This window comes from Paracoccus sp. J56 (assembly GCF_019633685.1).
Taxonomy (GTDB): Bacteria; Pseudomonadota; Alphaproteobacteria; order Rhodobacterales; family Rhodobacteraceae; genus Paracoccus; species Paracoccus kondratievae.
Map to the genome: position 1 here is coordinate 27,977 of NZ_JAFL01000025.1, position 21,715 is coordinate 49,691.

The 21,715-nt window shown below is 66.2% G+C and carries 18 protein-coding genes and 1 pseudogene; 5 read left to right on the top strand and 14 right to left on the bottom strand.

Annotation, left to right across the window (positions count from 1 at the left end; genetic code table 11):
- Positions 1-6: 6 nt before the first annotated feature.
- Genes M511_RS15460 through M511_RS15475 form a run of 4 tightly spaced genes read right to left on the bottom strand, consistent with a single transcriptional unit; the run spans position 7 to position 4,155 of the window.
- Entirely contained in the window at positions 7-1,116 is a 1,110-nt protein-coding gene (locus tag M511_RS15460; protein ID WP_176224566.1) for an iron-containing alcohol dehydrogenase, read from the bottom strand.
- The gene (locus tag M511_RS15465; protein ID WP_028714568.1) at positions 1,113-2,024 is read right to left on the bottom strand and encodes a dihydrodipicolinate synthase family protein; all 912 of its coding nucleotides are present in this window, start codon (positions 2,022-2,024) and stop codon (positions 1,113-1,115) included. Before M511_RS15465 ends, M511_RS15460 begins: the two co-directional genes overlap by 4 nt.
- Positions 2,021-2,971: a 4-hydroxythreonine-4-phosphate dehydrogenase PdxA gene (gene pdxA, locus M511_RS15470; RefSeq protein WP_028714569.1), complete on the bottom strand. Its 951-nt coding sequence runs from the start codon at positions 2,969-2,971 to the stop codon at positions 2,021-2,023. The genes M511_RS15465 and pdxA overlap by 4 nt, the downstream gene beginning before the upstream one ends.
- Positions 2,968-4,155 carry a sialidase family protein gene (locus tag M511_RS15475; protein ID WP_085502672.1) on the bottom strand — a complete coding sequence of 396 codons (1,188 nt, stop codon included), beginning with the start codon at positions 4,153-4,155 and terminating at the stop codon, positions 2,968-2,970. The genes pdxA and M511_RS15475 overlap by 4 nt, the downstream gene beginning before the upstream one ends.
- Before the next feature lie 245 nt (positions 4,156-4,400).
- Between M511_RS15475 and M511_RS15480 the strand changes: the two genes are divergently transcribed.
- Genes M511_RS15480 through M511_RS15500 form a run of 5 tightly spaced genes read left to right on the top strand, consistent with a single transcriptional unit; the run spans position 4,401 to position 10,314 of the window.
- Positions 4,401-5,282: a DMT family transporter gene (locus M511_RS15480; RefSeq protein WP_240547669.1), complete on the top strand. Its 882-nt coding sequence runs from the start codon at positions 4,401-4,403 to the stop codon at positions 5,280-5,282.
- A 28-nt stretch (positions 5,283-5,310) separates the two neighbouring features.
- Entirely contained in the window at positions 5,311-6,813 is a 1,503-nt protein-coding gene (locus M511_RS15485; protein ID WP_010397940.1) for an ABC transporter substrate-binding protein, read from the top strand.
- A gap of 53 nt (positions 6,814-6,866) precedes the next feature.
- Positions 6,867-7,781 (top strand): ABC transporter permease, encoded by a 915-nt coding sequence (locus tag M511_RS15490; protein ID WP_010397943.1) that lies wholly within the window; start codon positions 6,867-6,869, stop codon positions 7,779-7,781.
- A 3-nt stretch (positions 7,782-7,784) separates the two neighbouring features.
- Positions 7,785-8,699, top strand: a complete 915-nt coding sequence (locus tag M511_RS15495) for an ABC transporter permease (RefSeq protein ID WP_085502674.1) — start codon at positions 7,785-7,787, stop codon at positions 8,697-8,699.
- Positions 8,692-10,314, top strand: a complete 1,623-nt coding sequence (locus tag M511_RS15500; RefSeq protein ID WP_085502675.1) for an ABC transporter ATP-binding protein — start codon at positions 8,692-8,694, stop codon at positions 10,312-10,314. The genes M511_RS15495 and M511_RS15500 overlap by 8 nt, the downstream gene beginning before the upstream one ends.
- 280 nt (positions 10,315-10,594) lie before the next feature.
- On the opposite strand, the gene M511_RS15505 is transcribed toward M511_RS15500, so the two are convergent.
- The 10 genes and pseudogenes from M511_RS15505 to M511_RS15550 form a co-directional block, all read right to left on the bottom strand.
- Positions 10,595-12,553 carry a GmrSD restriction endonuclease domain-containing protein gene (locus M511_RS15505; RefSeq protein ID WP_085502676.1) on the bottom strand — a complete coding sequence of 653 codons (1,959 nt, stop codon included), beginning with the start codon at positions 12,551-12,553 and terminating at the stop codon, positions 10,595-10,597.
- Positions 12,554-12,665: 112 nt separating this feature from the next.
- Positions 12,666-12,797: a hypothetical protein gene (locus tag M511_RS19480; RefSeq protein ID WP_254901065.1), complete on the bottom strand. Its 132-nt coding sequence runs from the start codon at positions 12,795-12,797 to the stop codon at positions 12,666-12,668.
- A gap of 22 nt (positions 12,798-12,819) precedes the next feature.
- Positions 12,820-13,065: a hypothetical protein gene (locus M511_RS15515; RefSeq protein ID WP_441339022.1), complete on the bottom strand. Its 246-nt coding sequence runs from the start codon at positions 13,063-13,065 to the stop codon at positions 12,820-12,822.
- Entirely contained in the window at positions 13,062-13,736 is a 675-nt protein-coding gene (locus M511_RS15520) for a YcbK family protein (RefSeq protein ID WP_085502678.1), read from the bottom strand. Before M511_RS15520 ends, M511_RS15515 begins: the two co-directional genes overlap by 4 nt.
- 122 nt (positions 13,737-13,858) lie before the next feature.
- Positions 13,859-14,167 (bottom strand): hypothetical protein, encoded by a 309-nt coding sequence (locus M511_RS15525; RefSeq protein ID WP_043132951.1) that lies wholly within the window; start codon positions 14,165-14,167, stop codon positions 13,859-13,861.
- 32 nt (positions 14,168-14,199) lie between these two features.
- Entirely contained in the window at positions 14,200-16,125 is a 1,926-nt protein-coding gene (locus M511_RS15530) for a DUF2793 domain-containing protein (protein WP_085502679.1), read from the bottom strand.
- 21 nt (positions 16,126-16,146) lie between these two features.
- Positions 16,147-20,145: pseudogene (locus M511_RS15535) on the bottom strand (baseplate multidomain protein megatron).
- Between the two features lie 9 nt (positions 20,146-20,154).
- A complete protein-coding gene (locus M511_RS15540) occupies positions 20,155-20,589 on the bottom strand; it encodes an NlpC/P60 family protein (protein ID WP_085502680.1) in 435 nt (144 codons plus the stop codon).
- A gap of 112 nt (positions 20,590-20,701) precedes the next feature.
- On the bottom strand, positions 20,702-21,406 hold the full coding sequence (locus M511_RS15545; protein WP_240547670.1) for a DUF2163 domain-containing protein: 705 nt from the start codon (positions 21,404-21,406) through the stop codon (positions 20,702-20,704).
- A 146-nt stretch (positions 21,407-21,552) separates the two neighbouring features.
- The coding region (locus M511_RS15550) for an ATP-binding protein (protein ID WP_176224555.1) at positions 21,553-21,715 on the bottom strand (163 nt) is incomplete at its 5' end.

Below are 21,715 nucleotides of genomic sequence, written 5' to 3' on the forward strand. Positions count from 1 at the left end.
CGCGCCCTAGAAAGCGGCGCGATAGATGGCCAGAACCTCCTTGGGCGTCATGTCGCGGGGGTTGTTGTCCATCAGGCGGCGGATGGCATGGGCGTCACTGGCGAAGCGGGGCAGCTGGTCCTCGGTCGCGCCATGCGCGGACAGCCGCATCTCGACCCCCAGATCCGCGCAGAAGGCATGGGCGCGGGTCAGAAGATCGCCTTCGCCAAGTCCCAGGGCGGCCACGATCTCGGCGGTCTTGGCCTGGGCCACGGGTTCGTTGAAGGCCAGCACATGCGGGAAGATGATCGCATTGGCCAGCCCGTGCGGCAGGTGCAGCAGCGTGCCAAGCGGATAGGACAGCGCATGTCCCGCCGCGGTGTTGACCGGGCCAAGGCAGATGCCGCCGTAGAAGGATGCCAGCATCATCCCCTCGCGCGCCTCGGTGTCGGAACCGTCGCGGACGGCGCGTGCAAGGTAGCGGCCGACGAGGCCGATCCCCATGCGGGCGAAGCCGTCGATCACCGGATGGGCGTTGCGGTTGGTGAAGGCCTCGACGCAATGGGCCATCGCGTCGATCCCGGTCGCGGCCGTCACCGCAGGCGGGACCGAGAAGGTCAGCTCGGGGTCCAGCACCGCCAGGTCGGCGATCAGATGCGGGCTTTCCACCGCGATCTTGTTGCCCTTGCCGGGATCGGTGATCAGCGCGCGGATGCCCGCCTCGGACCCGGTGCCCGCCGTGGTCGCGACCTGCACAAGGCCGGAGCGGCGCCCCGAGACCCGGTTCGGGCCGGCGACATCGGCCAGCGACTGCTCGCCGTCCCACATCGCCGCGACCAACTTGGCCACGTCCATGACCGAGCCGCCGCCAAGCCCGATCACCAGGTCGGGCCGGGCCTCGCGCGCGGCGGCGATGGCGGCGTCGAAGGTCGCGATGTCGGGCTCGCCCGGAATGGCGTCGAAGACCGAGACCTGGCCCGCAAGCCCCAGCCTGTCCGCGAAACCGGCGGTATGCGGGCTGGCGATGACCAGGACATTCCGCGCGTCATGCGCCCATGCGCCGGTGCGGGCCGAGGCGCCCGCACCGATTTCCAGCCGTTTCGGCTGATGCAGGGTGATGATGCGGCTCATGCTCATGCCTTGCTCTCCAATTCGTCCATGACGGCCCAGACCTTCGCGGCCTCGCCCTCGGAGAGGGGCGAGAAGGGTGGGTGCACGTTCATCCAGCCCATGTCGCCGCGGCGCCGGGCCAGCATGGTCTTGACGGTGGGAAGCTGGGTGTAGCTGTTGGTCAGGTTGCGCCACGCGACGATCACGTCCTGCGCGGCCTTCACCTCGGCGGCCTTCGCCGGGTCGTTCCAATGGTCGTAAACCACCCGCAATTCCCGCGCGACGAGGTTGGAACTGGCGGTGATGCAGCCCGCGCCGCCGCCTTGCAGGACCGGCAGCAGCAGCGGATCGGCCCCGGCCAGCACGGCGAAACCGGGGAAGCGGGCGGCCATCGCGTGCATGTTCTCGATCTTGCCGTCGCTGTCCTTGATGCCGATGACGGTATCGGGGAAGGCCTCGACCAGCATCGCGATCAATTCATGGCTGATCGGTACGCCGGTCAGCATCGGGATGTGGTAGAGGATCACCTTCAGCCGATCATCCGCGACCTTTTCGATGATCGAGGCATAGAAGCGGAACAGGCTCTCATCGCTGAAGGCAGTGTAATAGAAGGGCGGCAGCAGCACCACGCCCTTGACGCCCGCCTGCACCGCGTGGCGGGTCAGCTCGACCGCATCCGTCACCGCGCAGGACGAGGTGCCGGGCAGCATCTGGTCGGGCCGGGTGCCGCCGGCGATCGCGGCTTCCAGCAGGTCCATGCGCTCGCGCACGGAGAAGCTGTTCGCCTCGCCGGTCGAGCCCAGCATGGCGATGCCGTGGCAGCCTTCCTCGATCAGTGCCTTGGCATGGGCGCCGAACAGGGGCAGGTCGGGGGTGCCGTCGGCTTTCAGGGGCGTGGCGGCGGCGCAATAGACGCCCTCGATGGCGAAGCTCATCTCGATCCTCCGGAAACCAGTTTGCGGGCATAGGCGATGGCGGAATTCATGTTGCCGTGATCGGCGACGCCCTGGCCCGCGATGTCGAAGGCGGTGCCGTGATCGACCGAGGTGCGGTCGATGGGCAACTCGACCGAGACGTTCACCGCCGTGTCGAAAGCCACCAGCTTGATCGGGATATGGCCCTGGTCGTGATACTGCGCGACCACCAGGTCGAATGCGCCGGAATAGGCGCGGTGGAACACGGTATCGGCCGAGATCGGGCCGTAGGCGTCGATCCCCTCGGCGCGGGCGGCGGCGATGGCGGGGGCGATCTGGTCGGCGTCCTCGGTCCCGAACAGCCCGTTCTCGCCGCAATGGGGGTTGATCCCGGCGACCGCGATGCGTGGCGCACTGACGCCGATGCGCTTCAGATGGGCGTTGCCCGCGCGGATCGTGGCCAGCACCCGCTCGGTCGTGGCGCGGGCGATGGCGTCCTTCAGCGAAACATGGGTCGAGACATGGATGACCTTCAGCCGCTCGGACGCCAGCAGCATATAGGCGGCCTCGGCGCCTGTCAGGCTGCGCAACATGCCGGTATGGCCGTCATAGTGATGGCCGGCGGCGTTCAGCGCCTCCTTGTTGATGGGCGCGGTGACGATGCAGCCGATCCGGCCGGCCTGCGCGTCCTGGACGGCGCGTTCGATGAAGCGGAAGGCCGCGTCGCCCGCGACCGGGGACAGTTGCCCCCAGGGCAGGGGGGCGCCGTCATAGTCGATGTTCACCACCCGCTCGGCCAGGTCCAGCTCGATGCCTGCGACCGCCTTCGCGGCCTCCAGAGTGGCGCGGTTGCCATAGATCAGCGTCCGCGCCCGGTCCTCGGGCGACATGTCGGCCAGCGCCCTGACGCTGATCTCGGGGCCGACGCCGGCGGGGTCGCCCATGGTGATGCCGATGATGTCGCTCATGTCAGAGCCTCCGAAAGGCGGCTTTCCCAGCCAGGTTGCAGTTGCAGGTATTTGATGGCGCGGCGGTGGTAGGTATAGGCGAGGTGCAGGGTGCCGTCCGGGCCTTCCAGCAGCCAGGGATAGGACATTTCCTTGTTGCGCCCGTCCGTCGAATCGTTCGAGGTGCAGGTGCCCGGCCCGTCCTCGACCAGGTAACGCCGCGGGAAGGTTCGCCCGCCGTCGCTGGATATGCAGATCGCCACCGGCGCGCGCCGCACACCCCAGACGGGCACGCAGCCGCCTGTGGGGTCGGCGTCGGGGCGGTCGTCATCCTCGCCCAGCTCGTCATACAGCGAGGCGCGGCGGTCGGGCGACATCGCGGCATTGACCGGGTTGCAGATCATCGCGATCCGCCCGTCGCGCAGGGTGATGGCGGCGATCGAGGAATTGTTGTTCGGCACGTCCGTCGCCACCGGCGCGGCCCAGCTGTGCCCGCCATCCGCGCTGTCCGAGCGGTGGACGAAATCGGACTGGCGGCGGCGATAGAAGGCGGCCATGCGCCCTTCGCCCAGATCGACCGGGCTCATATGGACCGAGCCGACAGAGTCCGGCACGTCCTCCAGCCGCCAGCTTTGCCCGCCATCCATCGAGACGCCCATCGCGGCGGTGTCGTGGCTGCCGTTCCATTTCTGGCCGGGGCGCTGAACGCAGCGGAAGATCGGCAGCAGCCAGGCGCCGTCGTCGCGCAGCCGGACCGGGGCGCGCACGAAACAGCCGCGCGGCAGGTCGAGGAAGCGCCCCTCCTCGGCGGTGATCGCCACCCCGTTACGATGCAGCGCCGCCATGCGGATGCGGCACTGGTCCTGATTGCCCGAGGGTTGCGAGGTGTGGAACAGCCACAGCCCGCCATTGGGTGCAGCGAAGATCACCGGGTTCTGTTCCGAGTGATCGGGATCGTGGCTGAGCCTTTGCGCGGGTCCCCACGCATCCGCGCCGGGCAGCAGCACCGAGGCATGGATCGAGATGTCCGACTTGCCCTCCAGCGTGCCGCCGAACCAGGCGCAGATCAGCGCGCCGTCATCGGCCAGCGACAGGAAGGCGGCATGATTCTGCACCATGGGCGAGGGCAGGAATGCCTGCTGCATCCCCTCCGCTGCGCTGGTCAGGCGCCCGTCCATGCGCCGCGCGATATCCTCTGGTCGCATATGCTTCTCCTGCGTCGAATTGACGGGAAGACAGCGCATAACGAAAGCAGTTGTCAAGTTGAAAGATAAGAAACTGAGCAGATAGATTGTTCGTAATGTAAATTAATACAGTAAAAACAAATATATAAATGCAAGCATCCTGAGGCCATGATCTTATGGAGATTTTTTATTGACAAAATTGATGGCCTGCCCGATGGTTCGGCAACCGTGCTGGAGGAGTGTCGGCGCGGGTTTTCGGAGGGGGCATGGCTTGGACGGTTGCACGAGGCGGGACAGCGATGCTGGCGGTCGGGCTGGCGGCGATGGGTGCCGCGCTTTCTGCCGTCGATGCCGCCATCGTGCGGCAGCTGGACGGCGGCGTTCATCCGATGATGATTGCCTTCACCCGCGCCCTGTTCGGCGCGCTGGTGGTTCTGCCGATGGCGGTGATGCGGCCCTCGGTGCTGGAATCGGCCTATCCGCTGCGCCAGCATCTGATCCGTGCGGCGCTGAAGCTGGTCGCACTGGTCGCATTCTTTGCCGCCTTCGCGCAGGGACCGCTGACGGATGTGACGGCCATCGCCTTCACCTCGCCGATCTTCGTGGTCCTTGGCGCATCGCTGATGCTGGGCGAAAGGCTGGGCGGGTTGAAGATCCTGGCCGTCGCCACCGGCTTTTGCGGGGCGTTCCTGGTGGCCGGACCGGTCGGTGCCGGCCTGACGCCGGCGATCGGCTTCGCGCTGATCGGGGCCGTGGTGCAGGCGGTGATCCAGCTGATGCTGAAAAGCATGTCCTCGGGCGACCGGACGGCGACGCTGGTGATCTGGAACCTGCTGCTGACCGTCCCGCTGGCCTTCCTGCTGGCGCTGCCGTTCCTGACCATGCCGAGCGCCGGACAGCTGGGCCTGCTGGCATTACAAGGCGTTCTGGGCGCGGGCTGCATGGCGCTGATGACCCATGCCTTCAGCCTGGCCGATGCGTCCATCGTCGCGCCGGTCGATTTCCTGCGGCTGCCGCTGGTCGCCGTGCTGGGCTATCTGCTGTTTTCGGAAGTGGCGAAGCCCTCGGTCTGGATCGGCGGCGTGCTGATCTGCCTTGCGGCCCTGATCGCGTCCCGCGCCTCGCGTCGCGCAACAGCCGTCGAATGAATTGATCCGATATCCACGGGAGGAACGAATGATCAGAAGATCCTTGATATGGGGGACGCTTGCCGCCGCGACGATGCTGACCCCCGCTTTCGCGCAGGACAGCACCGTCCGCATCGTGCTGAACGAAGAGGTGGACCTGCTGGAACCCTGCATGTCCACGCGCTCGAATATCGGGCGGGTGACGCTTCAGAACATCAACGAGACGCTGGCCTTCCTGGACCTGCGCGAGGGCGGCGGGTTGCAGCCGAAGCTGGCCGAAAGCTGGGAACAGCTGGAGGATGGCTCGTGGCGCTTCCACTTGCGGCAGGGCGTGACCTTCTCCGATGGGACGGGTTTCGACGCGCGCGACGTGAAGCATTCCTTCGACCGGGCGATGGACCCCTCGATCACCTGCGAGGTGCCGCGCTATTTCGGCGGCATGACCATCGAGGCCGAGGTGGTGGACGACCATACCATCGACTTCAAGGCCGATCCCCAGCAGCCGATCCTGCCCCTGCTGCTGACCCTGATCTCGATCGTGCCCGAGGAAACCCCGATCGAATTCGTGCGCGAGCCCATCGGCACCGGCCCCTATACCCTGACCGAATGGACGCCGGGCCAGCGCATCGTGCTGAGCCTGCGCGACGATTACTGGGGCGAGACGCCTGCGGTGACCGGGGCAACCTATCTGTTCCGGGCCGACCCTGCGGTGCGCGCGGCGATGGTGGCGACGGGCGAGGCCGATATCTCGCCCTCGATCGCAGCGCTGGATGCGACCAATCCGGCGACCGATTTCTCCTATCTGGACAGCGAGACGGTCTATGGCCGGCTGGATCACTCGGTTGCGCCCTTCGACGACCTGCGCGTGCGCAAGGCGATGAACCTGGCCATCGACCGCGAGGCCTTCATCGGCACGCTGGTCCCCGAAGGCGCGCTGCTGGCCACGGCCGTCTATCCGCCCCCCACGCTTGGCTGGAATGAAAACGTCGAGGTCTGGCCCTATGACCCCGAAGAGGCCGCGCGCCTGCTGGAAGAAGCCAAGGCCGACGGCGTCGCCACCGATACGCCGATCACGCTGATCGGGCGCACGGCGAATTTCCCCAACAACGTGGAGATCCTGGAAGCGGTCCAGCAGATGCTGCAAGAGGCGGGCTTCACCGTCGAGCTGCAATTCTACGAAGTGGCCGAGTTCGAGAAGCTTTACTCCAAGCCTTACCCGGAAGGCCGCGGGCCGATGGTGGTCGTCGCCATGCATGACAATTCGCGTGGCGATCCGTCCTTCTCGATGTATTTCAAATATGCCTCGGACGGGCGGCAGTCGGGGATCAGCGATCCCAAGGTCGACGACCTGATCAACCGCGCCCAGGCCGCGACCGGGGATGAGCGCGAGGCGCTGTGGAAGGAGCTTCACGCCTATCTGCACGACGAGGTGGTGGCCGACCTGCTGCTGTTCCACATGGTCGGCTTCAGCCGCGTGAACGAGCGCCTGGACTGGAAGCCGACGATGGCGACGAATTCGCAGCTTCCGCTGGCGGATATCGCCTTCAAGTGACCTGACAGCCGGGCGGGGGCCATCCCCGCCCAAACCGACCGGAGCCTTCGGCCATGATGAGTTTCATACGCAAACGCGCATTCGCCAGCCTGATCTCGCTGATCCTGCTGGTCGTCGCCGTTTTCTTCCTGTCGCGGCTGACGGGCGATCCGGCGGCGCTTTACCTGCCCTCGGAAGCCTCCGAGGAGATGCGCCAGCAGTTTCGCGAGATATACGGGCTGAACGATCCGATCCTGGTGCAGTTCGGCCGCTATGTCTGGGACCTGCTGCATCTGGATTTCGGCGATTCCGTGCGCCGCGCGCGCCCGGCCTTCGAGGTGGTCAGCGAAGCCTTCCTGTGGACGCTGCAGCTGGCCGTCATCACCATGACGCTGGTGACGGTGGCGGCCATCGTCGTCGGCTCTATGGCGGCGTTCCGGGTGGGCGGGTTCTTCGACCGCATCGCCTCGCTGACCTCGCTGATCGGGGCGTCGGCGCCGGATTTCTGGGTGGCGATCGTGGCCATCGTGGTCTTTTCCGTGGGCCTGGGCTGGCTGCCGACCTCGGGGACGGGCAGCGTCTGGCACTGGATCCTGCCCATCGGCGTGCTGTTCATCCGCCCCTTCGGGCTGATCGTGCAGGTCGTGCGCGGCTCGATGATCAACGCGCTGTCCTCGGCCTATGTAAAGACCGCGCGGGCCAAGGGCGTGAAGACGCGCCCGATCATCTTCGTCCACGCGCTGCGCAACGCCATGCTGCCGGTCATCACCGTGATCGGCGATCAGGCGGCGGCGCTTCTGAACGGCGCGGTGGTGATCGAGACGATCTTCGGCTTTCCCGGTGTCGGCAAGCTGATGATCGATTCCATTCTGCAACGCGATTTCAACGTCGTGCTGGCCGCGATCATGATCACCGCCATCGCCATCTTCCTCATGAACCTGCTGATCGACCTGGCCTATGCGCTGCTCGATCCGCGCATCCGGTATTGAGCCATGACCAGCATCGACATCATTCCCGACGAGCCGAAGCCGCTGGTCCGCTTCGCCCGGATGCTCTGGGCCGACAAGTTCGCGCTGGCGGCGGTGCTGTTTCTGCTGCTGGTGCTGGTTCTTGCGCTGATCGGGCCGACATGGCTGGACGAGGTGGCGCAGAAGCAGAACCTGCGCGGGCGCAACGCGCCGCCGTTCGAGTGGGAACGCGGCTGGCTGTGGATCCTCGGCGCGGATGCGCTTGGCCGCCCGCTGCTGGCGCGGATCATCGTCGCCACCCAGAACACAATGATGGTGGCCGGGGGCGCGGTGTTCTTCTCGGCCCTGATCGGGACGGTGCTGGGGCTGATCGCGGGCTATGCCGGCCCGCGCACCGGGCAGGCGATCATGCGGCTGGCCGATGTGATCATGTCGTTTCCGTCGCTGCTTCTGGCGGTGGTGGTGCTGTATATCCTGGGACCGTCGATCCTGAACCTGGTGATCGTGCTGGCGATCACCCGCATCCCGGTCTATCTGCGCACCACCCGCGCCGAGGTGCTGGAGGTACGCGAGCGCATGTTCGTGCAGGCCGCCAGGGTGATGGGCGCCTCGCCCCGGCGGATCGTCTTCCGCCATATCCTGCCGGTGGTGCTGCCGACGCTGATGACCATCGCCACGCTGGACTTCGCCTTCGTGATGCTGGCCGAAAGCTCTCTGTCCTTCCTGGGCATCGGCATCCAGCCGCCGGAAATCACCTGGGGGCTGATGATCAGCCAGGGGCGGCAATACCTGACGACTGCGTGGTGGCTGTCCTTCTGGCCGGGCCTTGCGATCATCCTGACCACGCTGTCCCTGAACCTGCTGTCGGGCTGGATGCGCATCGCGCTGGATCCGACCCAACGCTGGCGGCTTGAAATGAGGGGGCGCAGGAATGGCTGAGCCGATGTTGCAGGTCAGGAACCTGTCGGTCGAATTCCACACGGCGGCCGGCACCGTCCGGGCGGTCAGGAATGTCAGCTTCGATCTGGACCGGGGCGAGACCCTGGCGATCCTGGGCGAAAGCGGCTCGGGCAAGTCGGTGTCCTCCTCGGCGATCATGGACCTGATCGACATGCCGCCGGGCATGATCACCAGCGGCCAGATCATCTTCGAGGGTCGCGATCTGCTGAAGCTGAGCGCCTCGGAACGCCGCAAGGTGAATGGCCACAAGATCGCGATGATATTCCAGGACCCGCTGAGCCATCTGAACCCGGTCTATACCATCGGCTGGCAGATCGTCGAGACGATGACCGTCCATGGCATGGCCCGCCCGCAGGCGCGGGCCGAGGCCTTGCGGCTGTTGGGCCGCGTCGGCATCCCGGACCCCGAGGGCTCGATGGGGAAATATCCGCATCAGTTCTCGGGCGGGCAGCGCCAGCGGCTGATGATCGCGATGGCCTTGGCGCTGAAGCCCGACCTGTTGATCGCCGACGAGCCCACCACCGCGCTGGACGTGACCGTTCAGGCCGAGGTCCTGGCCCTGCTGGAGGAATTGCAGCAGGAAACCGGCATGGGCGTTCTGATCATCACCCACGACCTTGGCGTCGTGGCCGAGATCGCCGACCGCGTTGTGGTGATGAATGCGGGCGAGGTGGTCGAGACCGGCGACACCCGGCAGGTTTATCGGTACCCCGCCCATCCCTATACCCGCAAGCTGATCGGCGCGGCGCCCGGCAAGGGCGCGATGCACGAGCCCCTGCCGCCCGCCGAGCCGGTGCTGTCCGTGCGCAATGCGCGCAAGGTCTATGGCGATTTCGCCGCCGTCGAGGATGTCTCCTTCGACCTGATGGCGGGCGAGACCCTCGCCATCGTCGGCGAAAGCGGCTCGGGTAAATCGACCGTGGCCAAGATGCTCTTGCGGCTGGAGGAACCGACCGGCGGCGAGGCCCACTGGAAGGGACAGGACCTGTTCGCCATGTCGGAACGCCAGCTGTTCGCGCTGCGCCGCGACTTGCAGATGGTGTTCCAGGATCCGACGCAAAGCCTGAACCCGCGCATGACCGTCTGGCAGCTGATCACCGAGGGCTGGGTCATTCATCCCGGCATCCTGCCCCGGTCGAAATGGAAGGCCCGCGTGGCCGAATTGCTGCATCAGGTCGGGCTGAAGCCCGAGATGGCCGGGCGATACCCGCATCAGTTCTCGGGCGGGCAACGCCAGCGCATCGCCATCGCCCGCGCGTTGGCGCTGGAGCCGGAGCTGATCATCTGCGACGAGGCGGTCTCGGCGCTGGACGTATCGGTCCAGGCGCAGGTGATCGAGCTTCTGGACGGGCTGCGCAACTCCCTGGGCATCGCCTTCATCTTCATTGCCCACGACCTGCCGGTGGTGCGCGACTTCGCCGATCACGTCATGGTCATGCAGAAGGGCAGGGTGGTCGAGGCAGGCACCGTGCGCCAGATCTTCGACAACCCGCGCCAACCCTATACGCAGGCGCTGCTGGCGGCGGGACTGGACCCCGACCCGGACGTGCAGGCCGAACGCCGGGCCGCGCGCCTGGCGATGGCGGCAGGCTGAAAGGTCGCGCGGAACGGCTTACTCGGGCCGTTTGACCTGATCGGCATCGTCCCGATGCCCAGTGCGGATATGCTACGCGGCAAGTTTTGGCACCTGCTGTTCGACCAATCGCAAGTATCGTTGGTTGCATGCCCCCGCAACCAAAAAATCCAATACTATCAAAGACTTCAAAGCCGAGCATAACGCTCGGCTTTTGTCATTCCGAATTCTTGTCAACACCTGGTCAACGTTCGACGAGCCCCCCTGAAAAGCGGTGCCCGCAGTGTCCCCTCCTATGCTGCTACTCCGCCGCAAGGCCGGTGTTCGGCGCATTGAGCCCCCTGACGTAGGACTTGAAGGCGGCGGTCGATGTGAAGCACCGAAACCCCGCGGCGCTGGCCATCGAAATGAGCTCCGCGCTTTCGCCCAGCAGGACCGCCACCGGCTCCGTCAGTTCCTCTTGAACTCCACTCGGCCAGACCAGATCGAAGATGGCACGCTGCTCTCCCGTCTCCGGGTCGACGAAGTCATATGCCATCTGCCCATGCGCAAGCCCCTGAGCTGCCACCCAATCGTTCAGCGTCTCCAGTTCTTTAGCTTCATCTTCGCTCGCGATGCCGCCCAGAAGCACCCGATCAGTGATCTTGGCTGCCCGAGAACCATCAAGCCATGATGTGTCGTCGTGCAGCAGGGATGCGAGGCAAGCGTTCGTGGCTTCGGCCAGCAATGCTTTGCGCGCTTCCATGAAGTCGCGGTAGTTCTCGATCCGCCAAAGCGTCGGATCATCGGGGATCCATTGCGACCGCAATGCGCCGGGATGTGAGGCCTCGATCTCGGGGAAGTAATCTTCCGGTCGGCGGTCGGAAATCGCGAGATTCGTGTCCTTGGTCAGGAAGCAGAAATTCGCCAAGGCATTCACCTCAGCTCGAGCGTACTTCGCCTCGTACAAGCGCGCGCGGGGGAAGATGTGATGGACCTCGAGACGGCTCATCTTGCCTAGAAGATTGTTCTTCAACGGCAGGCCAGTGCCCCAATCCCGGGCTTCGGTCATGCGTGTGAGCATATACAGCACCGGATAGAACCGCGCGCCGACACTCCACGAATGGAAATGACCAGGCTCGACCCGCAGTCCGCCCTGTGCCAGCCGCAGTTCGCCGATCAGCTTGTCCAGATCACCGCCGCTCTGCTCGAGGATCCCGAGGTCCTTGTCGATGAAGCTCTCAACCGATCCCGAAAAGCGCCCCCACATCCCCGTCTGGACGAACCAGAAGAGCAGTTTGTCGCGAGTCTTCGCATCGAGATGGCCGCCCTTGCTATCCAGATAACGAACCATGACCGGCACGGCGAACTTCGAAAATAGCACGCGGTCGTGGTCGAGACCCAGCCGCCCGCCAATCATGTTCAGCGCAGTGTCGATGTGCTTGACCGCACGCTTCAGGGCGCTGGCGATCTCGTCAGCGCCCTGCGAGTGGAGATAGAGGAACTTTGCCTCGCCCGTCAGGACCGTGTTCACCGAGCGTAGCAGCCAATCGAGGGTGAAGTCGTAGCCCTCCGAGCGCCAGCGCGCGATGCTGGTTTTCATCGTGTCGCGCGCTTCAGGCCAGTCTGCGCAGATCTTGGCGAGCGCCAGATCGCCCTTCGACAGCTTGGTTCCGCCGCTGTTTACCCTGTTGAAGATGTCGACCACCACATCAAGGGTCTTGTCGGCACCCGTAACCTCCTCGATGTGGAACGCCTTGTCGCGGATCCCGAGAAGCTGGTTCAAGCGCCCGACATACTCGCCGATCTTCGGCAGATTCTCCGGATTCTGGCTGAGCGTGGTCAGGAACACGCCGATGCCAGCGTTCCCCTTCTGCATGACCTCGGTAACGTCGATCCAGAGCGGATCGTCCCGCATTTTGATCGGCTGGAAGAACTCGAAGTCTTCGCTGGCGAGGTTGAACCTGAGATCCGTGAACGCCTTTGCGTTTCCATCGAAGAAGCGCGGTGGTTTGCCTCGGATCACACCATAGAGCGAGGTGATGCGCTGTTGGCCGTCCAGGAGGAGCTTGACGACCCCTGGCGCGAGCTTGCCGTCGCCGCGATGCGTGGCTGTGGACGCGTCCGTCGCCCATACCAGAAGGCTCCCGACAGGATGCCCGCGATACAGCGACTGGAAAAGTCCTCGAACCTGTTCTCGTCCCCAGACATATCCGCGCTGGAATTCCGGCAGCGCCATGTGGCCATTGTCAATGTAATCGAGGATCGAGGAAATCTGCATCGAACGCCTAGCGAACAGTGAAACCTTTCGCCTAGGATGACCCCGGGCGCATCTTCGTCGCAAGAGGGCTAGCGCCAGAATCTCGAACCTATTTCGGTGCGTGAGTTAATCATTACCTGCATGCCCGCGCCTGATCGCGCAGCACGGCGTAGTCACTGAGCATCCGGACGACGACGGCACCTTCCGGCAGGGCTTCGACCTCGTCAGCCGCGCGGACCTGATCTGCCGCGGTATAGTCGACCACGGGTGGACATGGTGCCCTAATGTCAGAACCGACCATCGCGCAGCCGGTGAGCCAGAGCATCGCGATCATGAGGGCGGCGGGCGGCGGCGTCGAGCATCTGGCGGTGGACGGCATCGTTTCTCTCTCTGGCATCAAGCCGTTCGGCGGCACGCCCAGCGCGCTCACCGGCGCGACGCAGGTTCATCAGGAACAGCAGGATCGCTCCCGCGGCGAGAAAAAGGCCCAGCGCCTTCCGCGCCGGGCCATAGGTGAGGAGCCAGCCGATCACCGCTGGCCCCGCTTCCAGTCGTCCAGCCGGGCGTGGATGATGATGGCGATGCCGATCAGCGCGATGGCGATCAGCACCCAGCGCAGGGTGTCGAGGTAGGGCACAAGCGGCTGGATCGTGGACTGTGTTTCCGCGAGGACGTCCTGCAGCACTTCAACACCGGCGGCGCCGACGGTGGCGGCGCCCGCAGCACCCCCGCCCCGGAGCGTGCGGCTTTCCGACAGGGCTTCGCGCGCAGGCGGCAGTTCCGGCGCGAAGGGCACAGGCCGCACCGGGAAGGGATCGCCCCAGGACCGGGCAGGCCCGAGGTCGATGTGCATGAAGCCCGAGCGGGGATAGGTGCCGAAGCCAAGGAAGCCGACGGCACGGGCGGCTTCGGCGAATGTGACCGGATCGTGGTTCGCCATGGCGATGTCGAAGGCGGTGCCCTGCATGTGTTTCGAGGCCGGGGCCCCGCCGACAGCACGGTTGTGCTCCGGACTGCGATAGGCAGAGCGGATGATCAGCGGCTTGCCGAGGCGGTCGCGCAGGGCCTGCAGCTTGTCCATGGCTTCCGTGTTGATCTTGATCGCGCCGGTGCCGCGGCAGGCGATCTCGGCGGCCGAGAAGTTCGGCCAGCGCCAGGTGTTCGCGGGTACATCGCGCCAGTGGGAGTAGGTCAGGGTGGGCATGGTGGATCCTCCAGATGAAAAAACCCGCCCCCGCGCGGCAAGGCCCCGCAGACTTTAGGTTCTGGCGGGCATTGCCCGCCGGGGGCGGGGGATGTGATCGTGGTGATGTGGTCGCCAGGCGGTCAGTCGGATCGACCGCGCTGGAAGGCGTCGAAGAGCATGTCGCGCATCGAGCGGATGTCGGTTTCGATCCGGTCGAGGCGATCGCCGTCGGCCTTGCGATCCTCGCTGCGCTGACGGTCGATCCGGTCCCGATCGGCGATCAATTCCCGGTCGAGGCGGTCCAGCAGGGCCTCGTTGGTGAAGGCCTTGCGGGTGATCGCCGCGATCAGGGCCATGGTGCCACCGATCAGGGCGGTGAGCGCGGCCGTGATCCCGTGGTCCCGAAAGGCCCGCGCGACCTCCCCGGCAAGAGTGGTCTGGTCGTTCATCATGGTCCTTTCCGGCCACGGGGCGTGGCGCTTCAGTAATCGGTCTCGACGTAGACGCCCGAGCAGTCGTAGGCGACGGCCGCGGCGGTGCTGCCGTTGTTGAGGTAGTTGCGTGGGCTCAGAAGCTGGGTCGCCGCGGGCATGTCGGTGGTGATCGTGGCTTCGGCCACCGCGCCCGAGACCTCCTCGACCACGCGGATCCCGACTGCGCTGTCGTTCGGGGCCGCCGCGATGTAGAGGGTCAGGACATTCGTCGTGCTGGCCACAGGGAAGCCCGCGCCGAGATCGATCAGTGTCGGTGCGCCCGCGCCGTCGTTGTGGACGATCTGCCAGTTCGCATGGGTGCCACGCTCGAACCCGATGCCCAGCGCGTTGACGACGGCCGAAAGGGTGAGGGTCGTGGAGAGCGCCGCGACCGATCCGATCAGGCCGAAGAAGCCCATGCCGGTCGGTTGCAGCGTGACCATCGACAGCCGGTTCACATAGGTGAAGCCGCCAAGGCCATCGGCATTGCCGCGCCAGCAGACCCATCCCGCGGATCGCTCCTCGGCCGCTGCCCCGGCCGTGGCTGCGGAGGTCATCCGCCAGCGACGCATGGAGCTGGAGAGGTTGGTCGTGGCCAGCGTCGGCGTGGCTGCAGTTCCGACCGCCGTGCGCGGCATGCCGTTGGTGTTGATCGTCGTGCTGGTCGATGGCGCCCATGTCGCGATGCGGTTGACCCCGAAATGCGGCTGGAGCGGGAAGTGGCGGCCCGAGGGGCGTTCGACATCGAGCCATCCCATCCCCGCCCGGTCACGGGCATAGAGCGCCAGCTTTCCTGCGGGCGGTGGTGAAGGAACAGCATCATGGGCGGGCAGGACGACCGGTTCGGCCAGTTCGACGCGGCCGTTGGTGCGGTCGACCCTGAAGACATCGAAGAAGGCGGACCCGTCCGGACTGACCTTGAAGCTAAAGTCATCGTTGCCGAGGAGGCCGATCAGCGCCCGCGCTGAAAACCCGGTCTTGAAGGCGAAGGCCGCGTCATTCCCGGCGGCGGCCTTGTTCACGGTCGCCTCGATCCCCGCGCCTGCGTTGTTCAGCAGCACGGCCGGTGTGTTGACCGACATCCGGTTGTAGCTGTCGGCGGTCGCACCACCGAGGCCGAGAAGCTGCGCGGTCAGATTCGCCTGGGGCATGCCGACCTGCGTCACCGCATTGGCGAAAGTCACGGTCGGCGTGTTCACCACCGTGGTGCCACCCGCGCCGGCCGTCGTGGATCCGATGTTCACGACCGTGGTGGATCCGGAGGCGCCGCCAGTGCCGATGTTCACGGTCTTGGTGACGCCGGTCGTCGTGGCCCCGGTGCCCATGCCGTAGGTGGCGGTCGTCGTCGCCGTGCCGATGGTGGCACTGGCGGCCGAGACCGTCACGGTCCCCGAGGCTGTCAACGTACCCGAGAATGTCTTGTTGCCGCTGAAGGTCTGCGTGCCCGCCAAGATCGCCAGTTCCGAGGAGGTATTCGGCAGTGTGAAGCTGCGCGTCGTCCCGGCGCTGATCCCCGCGAGAGAGAAGGTCGCCTTCTTTGTGGGGTCCGCATCGTTGACGAGGCTGAAGACTGCGTCCGAGACGTCGCGCGGCTCGCCCTCGACCTCCCAGGCGCTGCCGGTCCAGACGAGGAACAGCCCCTCGGCCGCGACCCAAGTGAGCCAGCCGGTGCGTGGCACCATCCGGATCCACGCGCCGTCGATCCAGAAGGCGATGTTCAGGTCCCATCCCGCCCAGAGGCCGGTGGCACCCGCAGCCACAAGATGCCGGTTGCCGTCGGCCGGGCTGGCCGGGGGCGCAGTCCGCGTGCGGTCGAGGACCGAGAGTTGGACCATGGCGTCGAGGAGGCGCAGGGCCTCGTTGTGCGTGACATGCTTCTGCGCCTGCGCCGCCAACAGGTAAGGTAGGCCCAGATGGGTCGTGGTGTCGGACATTTGGGTTCCCGTGGGTTGGGATCAGAATTGCAGCGTGACCGCGGTGGGCGTGCCGCGGCCAAGGCGGTTCGAAAGCTGGAAGATGCGGATCGCCAGCGTCTGGCTTGGCCCGAGCGGCGCACCCCAGTCCGCGGTCTGCTGGGCGGATGTGTAGAGGACGGAGGTCGTGGTGCTGGGCAGCGTCCGCTTGACAGCGGCGCCATCGAGGATCTGGACGTCGTAACTTTCCATGTCCTCGGCCAATGGCACCTCGACCTGTTCCCAAGCATCGGCCACGAGGGCCCGGGACCGGCGCGTCCAGCGGATCGTCAGATCGCCGGGGCTGCGCGCCGTTCGCCACGGCTGTTCGACATGGACCGGGGCAAAGGGGACAAGGCCGCGCCCGGATGGGGTGAAGGCGAGCGATGCATAGCTTGCGTCGCTGACCGACCGCGCGGCAGGACCGACACGCCAGTTCCACGGCAGTCCGAGATCGGCCTCGGCGATGGGTAGCGAGGCCAGCGTTGTGTCAAGCACCACGACCCGCGCGCCAGCCGGGGCCGGGTTGCCCATCGCGTGTTCCGTCCCGCGCTGGCCGCGCAGGAGGCGGGTCAGCCGGTAGCGGCCAGGCGCGATCAGTTCGGCCGCACCAGCCTGGACGATCTCCCAGGCCCCGTCCGTCGCCTCGACCGCCAGTGCGTTCGCCCCACCGCACAGTGCGACGTCCGTCACGCTTTCCAGGGTTCCGGACAGGAGATCGACCACCAGCGCATTGCCCAGATCGAAGCGCGAGGTGGGACCGGGAAAGAAGTCGAAGGCCAGCGTCCCGATCCGGGCCCGACTGCCGAATGTGGTCAGGAGGATGAACCGATCCGTCGAGGCGCTGCGAAACACTGCGATCTCGCCCGGCCAGGGGCTAGCATGGGCGGCGATCAGGGGGCGATGCGCGGGCTGGTCCTCGCTGATCTGCGGCAGGTCCAGCATCACCACCTCCGGCGTCCCAAAGACGACGGGGCTGGCGAGCGAGGCTGGCCGCGGATCGCCGGGCGGCAGGTCATAAGCGGCGCGGTCCTGGCGCACCGCCTCGATCCCGCGCGCTTCGGCATCGGCGACGGAGACGAGGCGGAACTCGACCTCGCGACCATCATGCGCGAGCCGGATCACGTCGGCGGGATCGAGGGCCAGCCGCGAGGGCGGCAGGCGGAAGGTCGCACTCTCGCGACCGATCCAGGCTTCCAACAACGCGCGGCGGCAGCGACGTTCGGCCTCCTCGGGCGGGATTGCCATCGGGAAGGATTCGGAGGCGATGCGCGCCGTATCGACAGTGATGCGGCGGGCCTCGACGAGCGCCGCGTCATAGTCCTCATCCGCCCGCGCGACTTGCCACTTCAGCGCCTGGGGCAGTTCGGTCTCCTGGCCCCGGGTCAGTTCGAACGCCTCGCCTTCCCGGCTGGCCGCCAGATCATCGATGGCCAGCGTGGCGACCGAGCCGCGGCCGCGCATGACGAAGCGGATCACGCCTTCGGTCTCTATGGCATCAAAGCCGAAGTGGCGGGCCAGCGTGGAAATCGATGACCGAGGGCTTTCCAGCGCGCCGATCACATAGCCCTCGACCGCGCCCCAGAGGCCGGAAACGTCGATCAGGCTTTCCGCCAGCCCAGCGCGCAAACAGAGGTGGCGCACGAGGGCTGCCAGTGACACCGCGCCCAGCCGTCCGGTTAGCCAGTGGCCAAGCCGCCAGTTCGGGCCATCGGTCCAGATACCTGTCAGTTCCGGAAAGAACGGATAGGGCCGCGCGTCCCAGGTCCAGGCCGCGCATTCCGGAACATGCACCATCCGGCCACCGTAGATCACGGAGGTCGGGTTGTTCGCCCCTTGGCCCTACCAGAGATAGCTGGCTTCCAGATAGGCGCGCTGGATCGCATCGTCCCGCCAGCCGCGCGAGAAGTAGGGCGTGAAGCTCTCGGACGACTTCGGGTCGAAGAAAACGTTCGGCTGGTTGGTGCCCCGGTCGATGGCGGGACAGCCAAGCTCGGTGAACCAGATCGGCTTCGACTGCGGCACCCATGCGGTCGGCGTGCCGCTTTCCACCCCGCCCGGCCGGTTGAAATGCGGGTTCGACCACCAGGCGCGCAGATCCTTGTAGCGGAAGACCCATGGCTTGCCTGCAGCGCCATCCGTGATCGGCGTCCGGATCTGGGCCGACCGGTCGGCGGCGCTGGCATAAAACCAGTCGAAGCCCTCGCCGCCCGCTATGTTCGCCTGCAGGTATCCCCGGTCATGGATCGCGGGCCAGCCTTGCAGCGCATCAGCATGGTCGAAGCCGTCGCGCCAGTCGGAGAGCGGCATGTAGTTGTCGATGCCGATGAAATCGATGTTGGCATCGGACCAGAGCGGATCGAGGTGGAAATAGACATCGCCGCTGCCGTCCCCGGGCTGATGACCGAAATACTCGGACCAGTCCGAGGCGTAGCCGGCCCTGGTGCCCGGCCCGAGGATCGCCTTCACATCCGCCGCCAGCGCCTTGAAGGCCGTCACGGCCGGGTAGGCGCTGGCGCCGGACCGGATCGTCGTCAGGCCGCGCATCTCGGTGCCGATCAGGAAAGCGTCGACCCCGCCTGCCGCCGCGCAGAGATAGGCGTAGTGCAGGATCATCCGGCGCAGGCCCCAATCGCCCGAGGGGCCGGTCCAGGAGACAGTGTCGCCCGACACCGCGAACTGCGCCGGGGTCGCCGCGCCGAAGAAGGCCGAGACCTGCGTCGCCGCGGCGGCGGTCTTGTCAGCGGTCCCTGCGAAACCTGCCGCCGGGGAGCAGGTGATACGCCCGCGCCAGGGAAATGACGGCTGGCCCGGCGTGGCAGCGTTGTTCGAATAGGGGTTCGGTAGCGTGTTGCCGGGCGGTACGTCCATCAGCAGGAAGGGATAGAACGTCACCCGCAGCCCGCGCGCCTTCATCTCGCGGATCGCCTGCACCACCGCGAAATCCGCAGGCGTGCCGCCATAGACCGGGCGATTTTCGGCATCGCGACTCACGAGGTGCGCATTCGCCCGAGCCACGCCATTGACCGTCCAGGTCTTGGGGCTGGTGACCTTGGCCGCCACCTCAACGCCGGGCTTGATCGTGCAATTGCCCGCGCGCAGGTCATTGCCGAACCAGGCAACGACGAGGCTGACGCTTTCCACCGCCGGGGCCATAGCCTGCAGCCGATCGAGGGCCACGACGATATCGGCCTCATCGGGCAGCGCGTTCAAGTTCTCGGCCGAAGTCGTGCCGCCCGTGGTCTGGCCGAAGACCGTGGTCGTGGCGCCGACCGTCTTCCGGACAGCCTCGGTCGCATAGGTGAACTCGCCCGAGGCGGGGATCATCGTCACCGCCTTGACCAACCCCTCGGCGGTGTCGGGGTCAGCCAGCGGTCGGAACACCTCGAAGGACAGCTGCGGCAGGCGATTGCCGTAGGTCACAAGCGGCAATTCCTCGAAGACGACATAGGCGGTGCCGCGATAAGCGGGGGTTTTGGCGGCCCCCATCTTGGCGGCGATGAATGGATCGGCAGTCTGGCTCTCGTTCCCCGGATACCAGCGCCATGTAATGCCCGTCATGTCGAGAGGCTTGCCGTCGGCCCAGATGCGGCCGATGCCGGTGATCGGTCCTTCACACAGGGCGACTGCGAAGCTGGCGTAGTACAGATACTCGGTCGTCCGGACCTTGCCGCCGCCACCGCCTTTGCCGCCACCTTGGGTGGTGGTCTTTGTCTCCTCGCGGAAATCGGTCGCCCAGATGATGTTGCCGCCAATGCGCATACGGCCGTAGAGGCGCGGGATGATCGCGCCTTCCGTGGCCGAGGTGATCCGCAGGCTGTCGAGGCGTTGCCCCTCGATCTTCTGCGCCGGGGCCAGCGAGGACACGATCCAGCTGTCCACCACCGAGCCGATGGTCGAGCCGATGAAACCGCCGATCGCGGCGCCGGAAAAGCCGAGGATCGCGCCGCCAAAGGCCCCGCCGATGGCGGAACCGACGGCACCGAGGACAAGCGTCGCCATGGGAAAAACTCAGCGTGCAGGGAACAGGAAGGCAAAGGCGATCTTGCGCGCCCAAGTCGGTGTCAGCGGTTCCTCGATCACGCCAAGGCGTTCATGGGCGTGAAGGAAGGTGTCGGGACCGGTCAGGATACCCACATGCTTGGCGATGGCGCGGGGCACCATTCGGAACAGGATCAACGCACCGGGTGGGGCGTCGGCTGGTGCGATCTCCGGCATCATCCGTCGCGCGCCGTCAGCCAGCACCTCGCTCGGACCGGTCTCGCCCCAGTCCCGGCTGTAGGGCGGGATCGGGAACGGCTCCGGCCCCACTACCTCGCGCCAAACACCGCGCGCGAGGCCGAGGCAATCGCAGCCGACCCCGCACAGACTGGCCTGGTCGTGGTAGGGCGTGCCAAGCCAGGTCCGGGCAGTCGAAATGACGCGGGAGGGATCGGCGGTCTTCACAACACCGCCTCCTCATGTCCGCCATCCTTCGTTGCGTAGCGCAGCACGTTCGGCGGGCAGACAGTCCCCCGGACTGTCTGCTTGTCCGCCTCACCCTGACCCGGAATGTACGTCACAACACAGCTCCTTCATGGCCACCGTCTTTGGTGGCGTAGCGAAGGACTGCGTCTTGCCCTGGGATATGTGGAAAGCCGCGAAAGCTGGCGACATTGGCGAACTTCGCGCTGCAGGTCGCCATCCGCTTGTCGCAACCCGCCCGGACCACGAAGGCGTCCGTCGCCATTAGCGGCCGCACCGGCGCTTCCAGCAGGGTGAGGATCGCCACCCCGTCGACGAGGTCATGCGACAGCACCTCGACCCGCCGCCCGGCGTTCGCGCCATTCGACCATTCCACCAGCCCGAAGGCGAACCAACCTGCCGCAAATGCACCGAGGCCGGATGCGGTGAACGCCCGGTCCCGCAGCACATCGATGATCGCGCCGGTGCCCTTGAAGGCCGGGGCCTCAAGGTTCACGCCGCAGCGCGCGTCGCCCAGCGCAGCGTCGCAGCTGGCCTGAAACGTCCGCCCCACCGTCTGGCCGAGGACATGAGCCAGCGACCGGACCTCCGCCACGAAGGCGAGCCGCCCGCGCCGAATCTGGCCGATGGCCCCGCGACGCAGCAGCACACGCTGAGCCGGTGCCGACCAGTTCACCCGCCAGACCTCAACCGCTGCATTGTCCCATCGGCCATCGAGGATGTCGGTCTCGGTGATCCGGTCCGACGACAGCACGCCTTGCGCGTCCTGCGCGTCGACGGAGAGGTCAGAAAGTGTCAACGGCGGAGCAAAAGTCGGCCGGGGCGGCGGCGTAAAGTCCGGCCAGTTGGGGGGTGCGCCATGGCGCGCGCGCTGGCCACATAGCTGGCGCGAGCCATGGCGCACTGGCCCCTTAGGGCCAATCGTGGGTAGATATTTTATGGTGATCAGCGCTGTTTACGGGCTGTGCTGTTGGCGAGGCGATAGCTTTCGCCGTTCATCTCGATGATGTTGACGTGGTGGGTCAGTCGGTCGAGCAGCGCGCCGGTGAGACGCTCGGAACCGAAGGTTTCCGTCCATTCATCGAAGGGCAGATTGCTGGTGATCAGG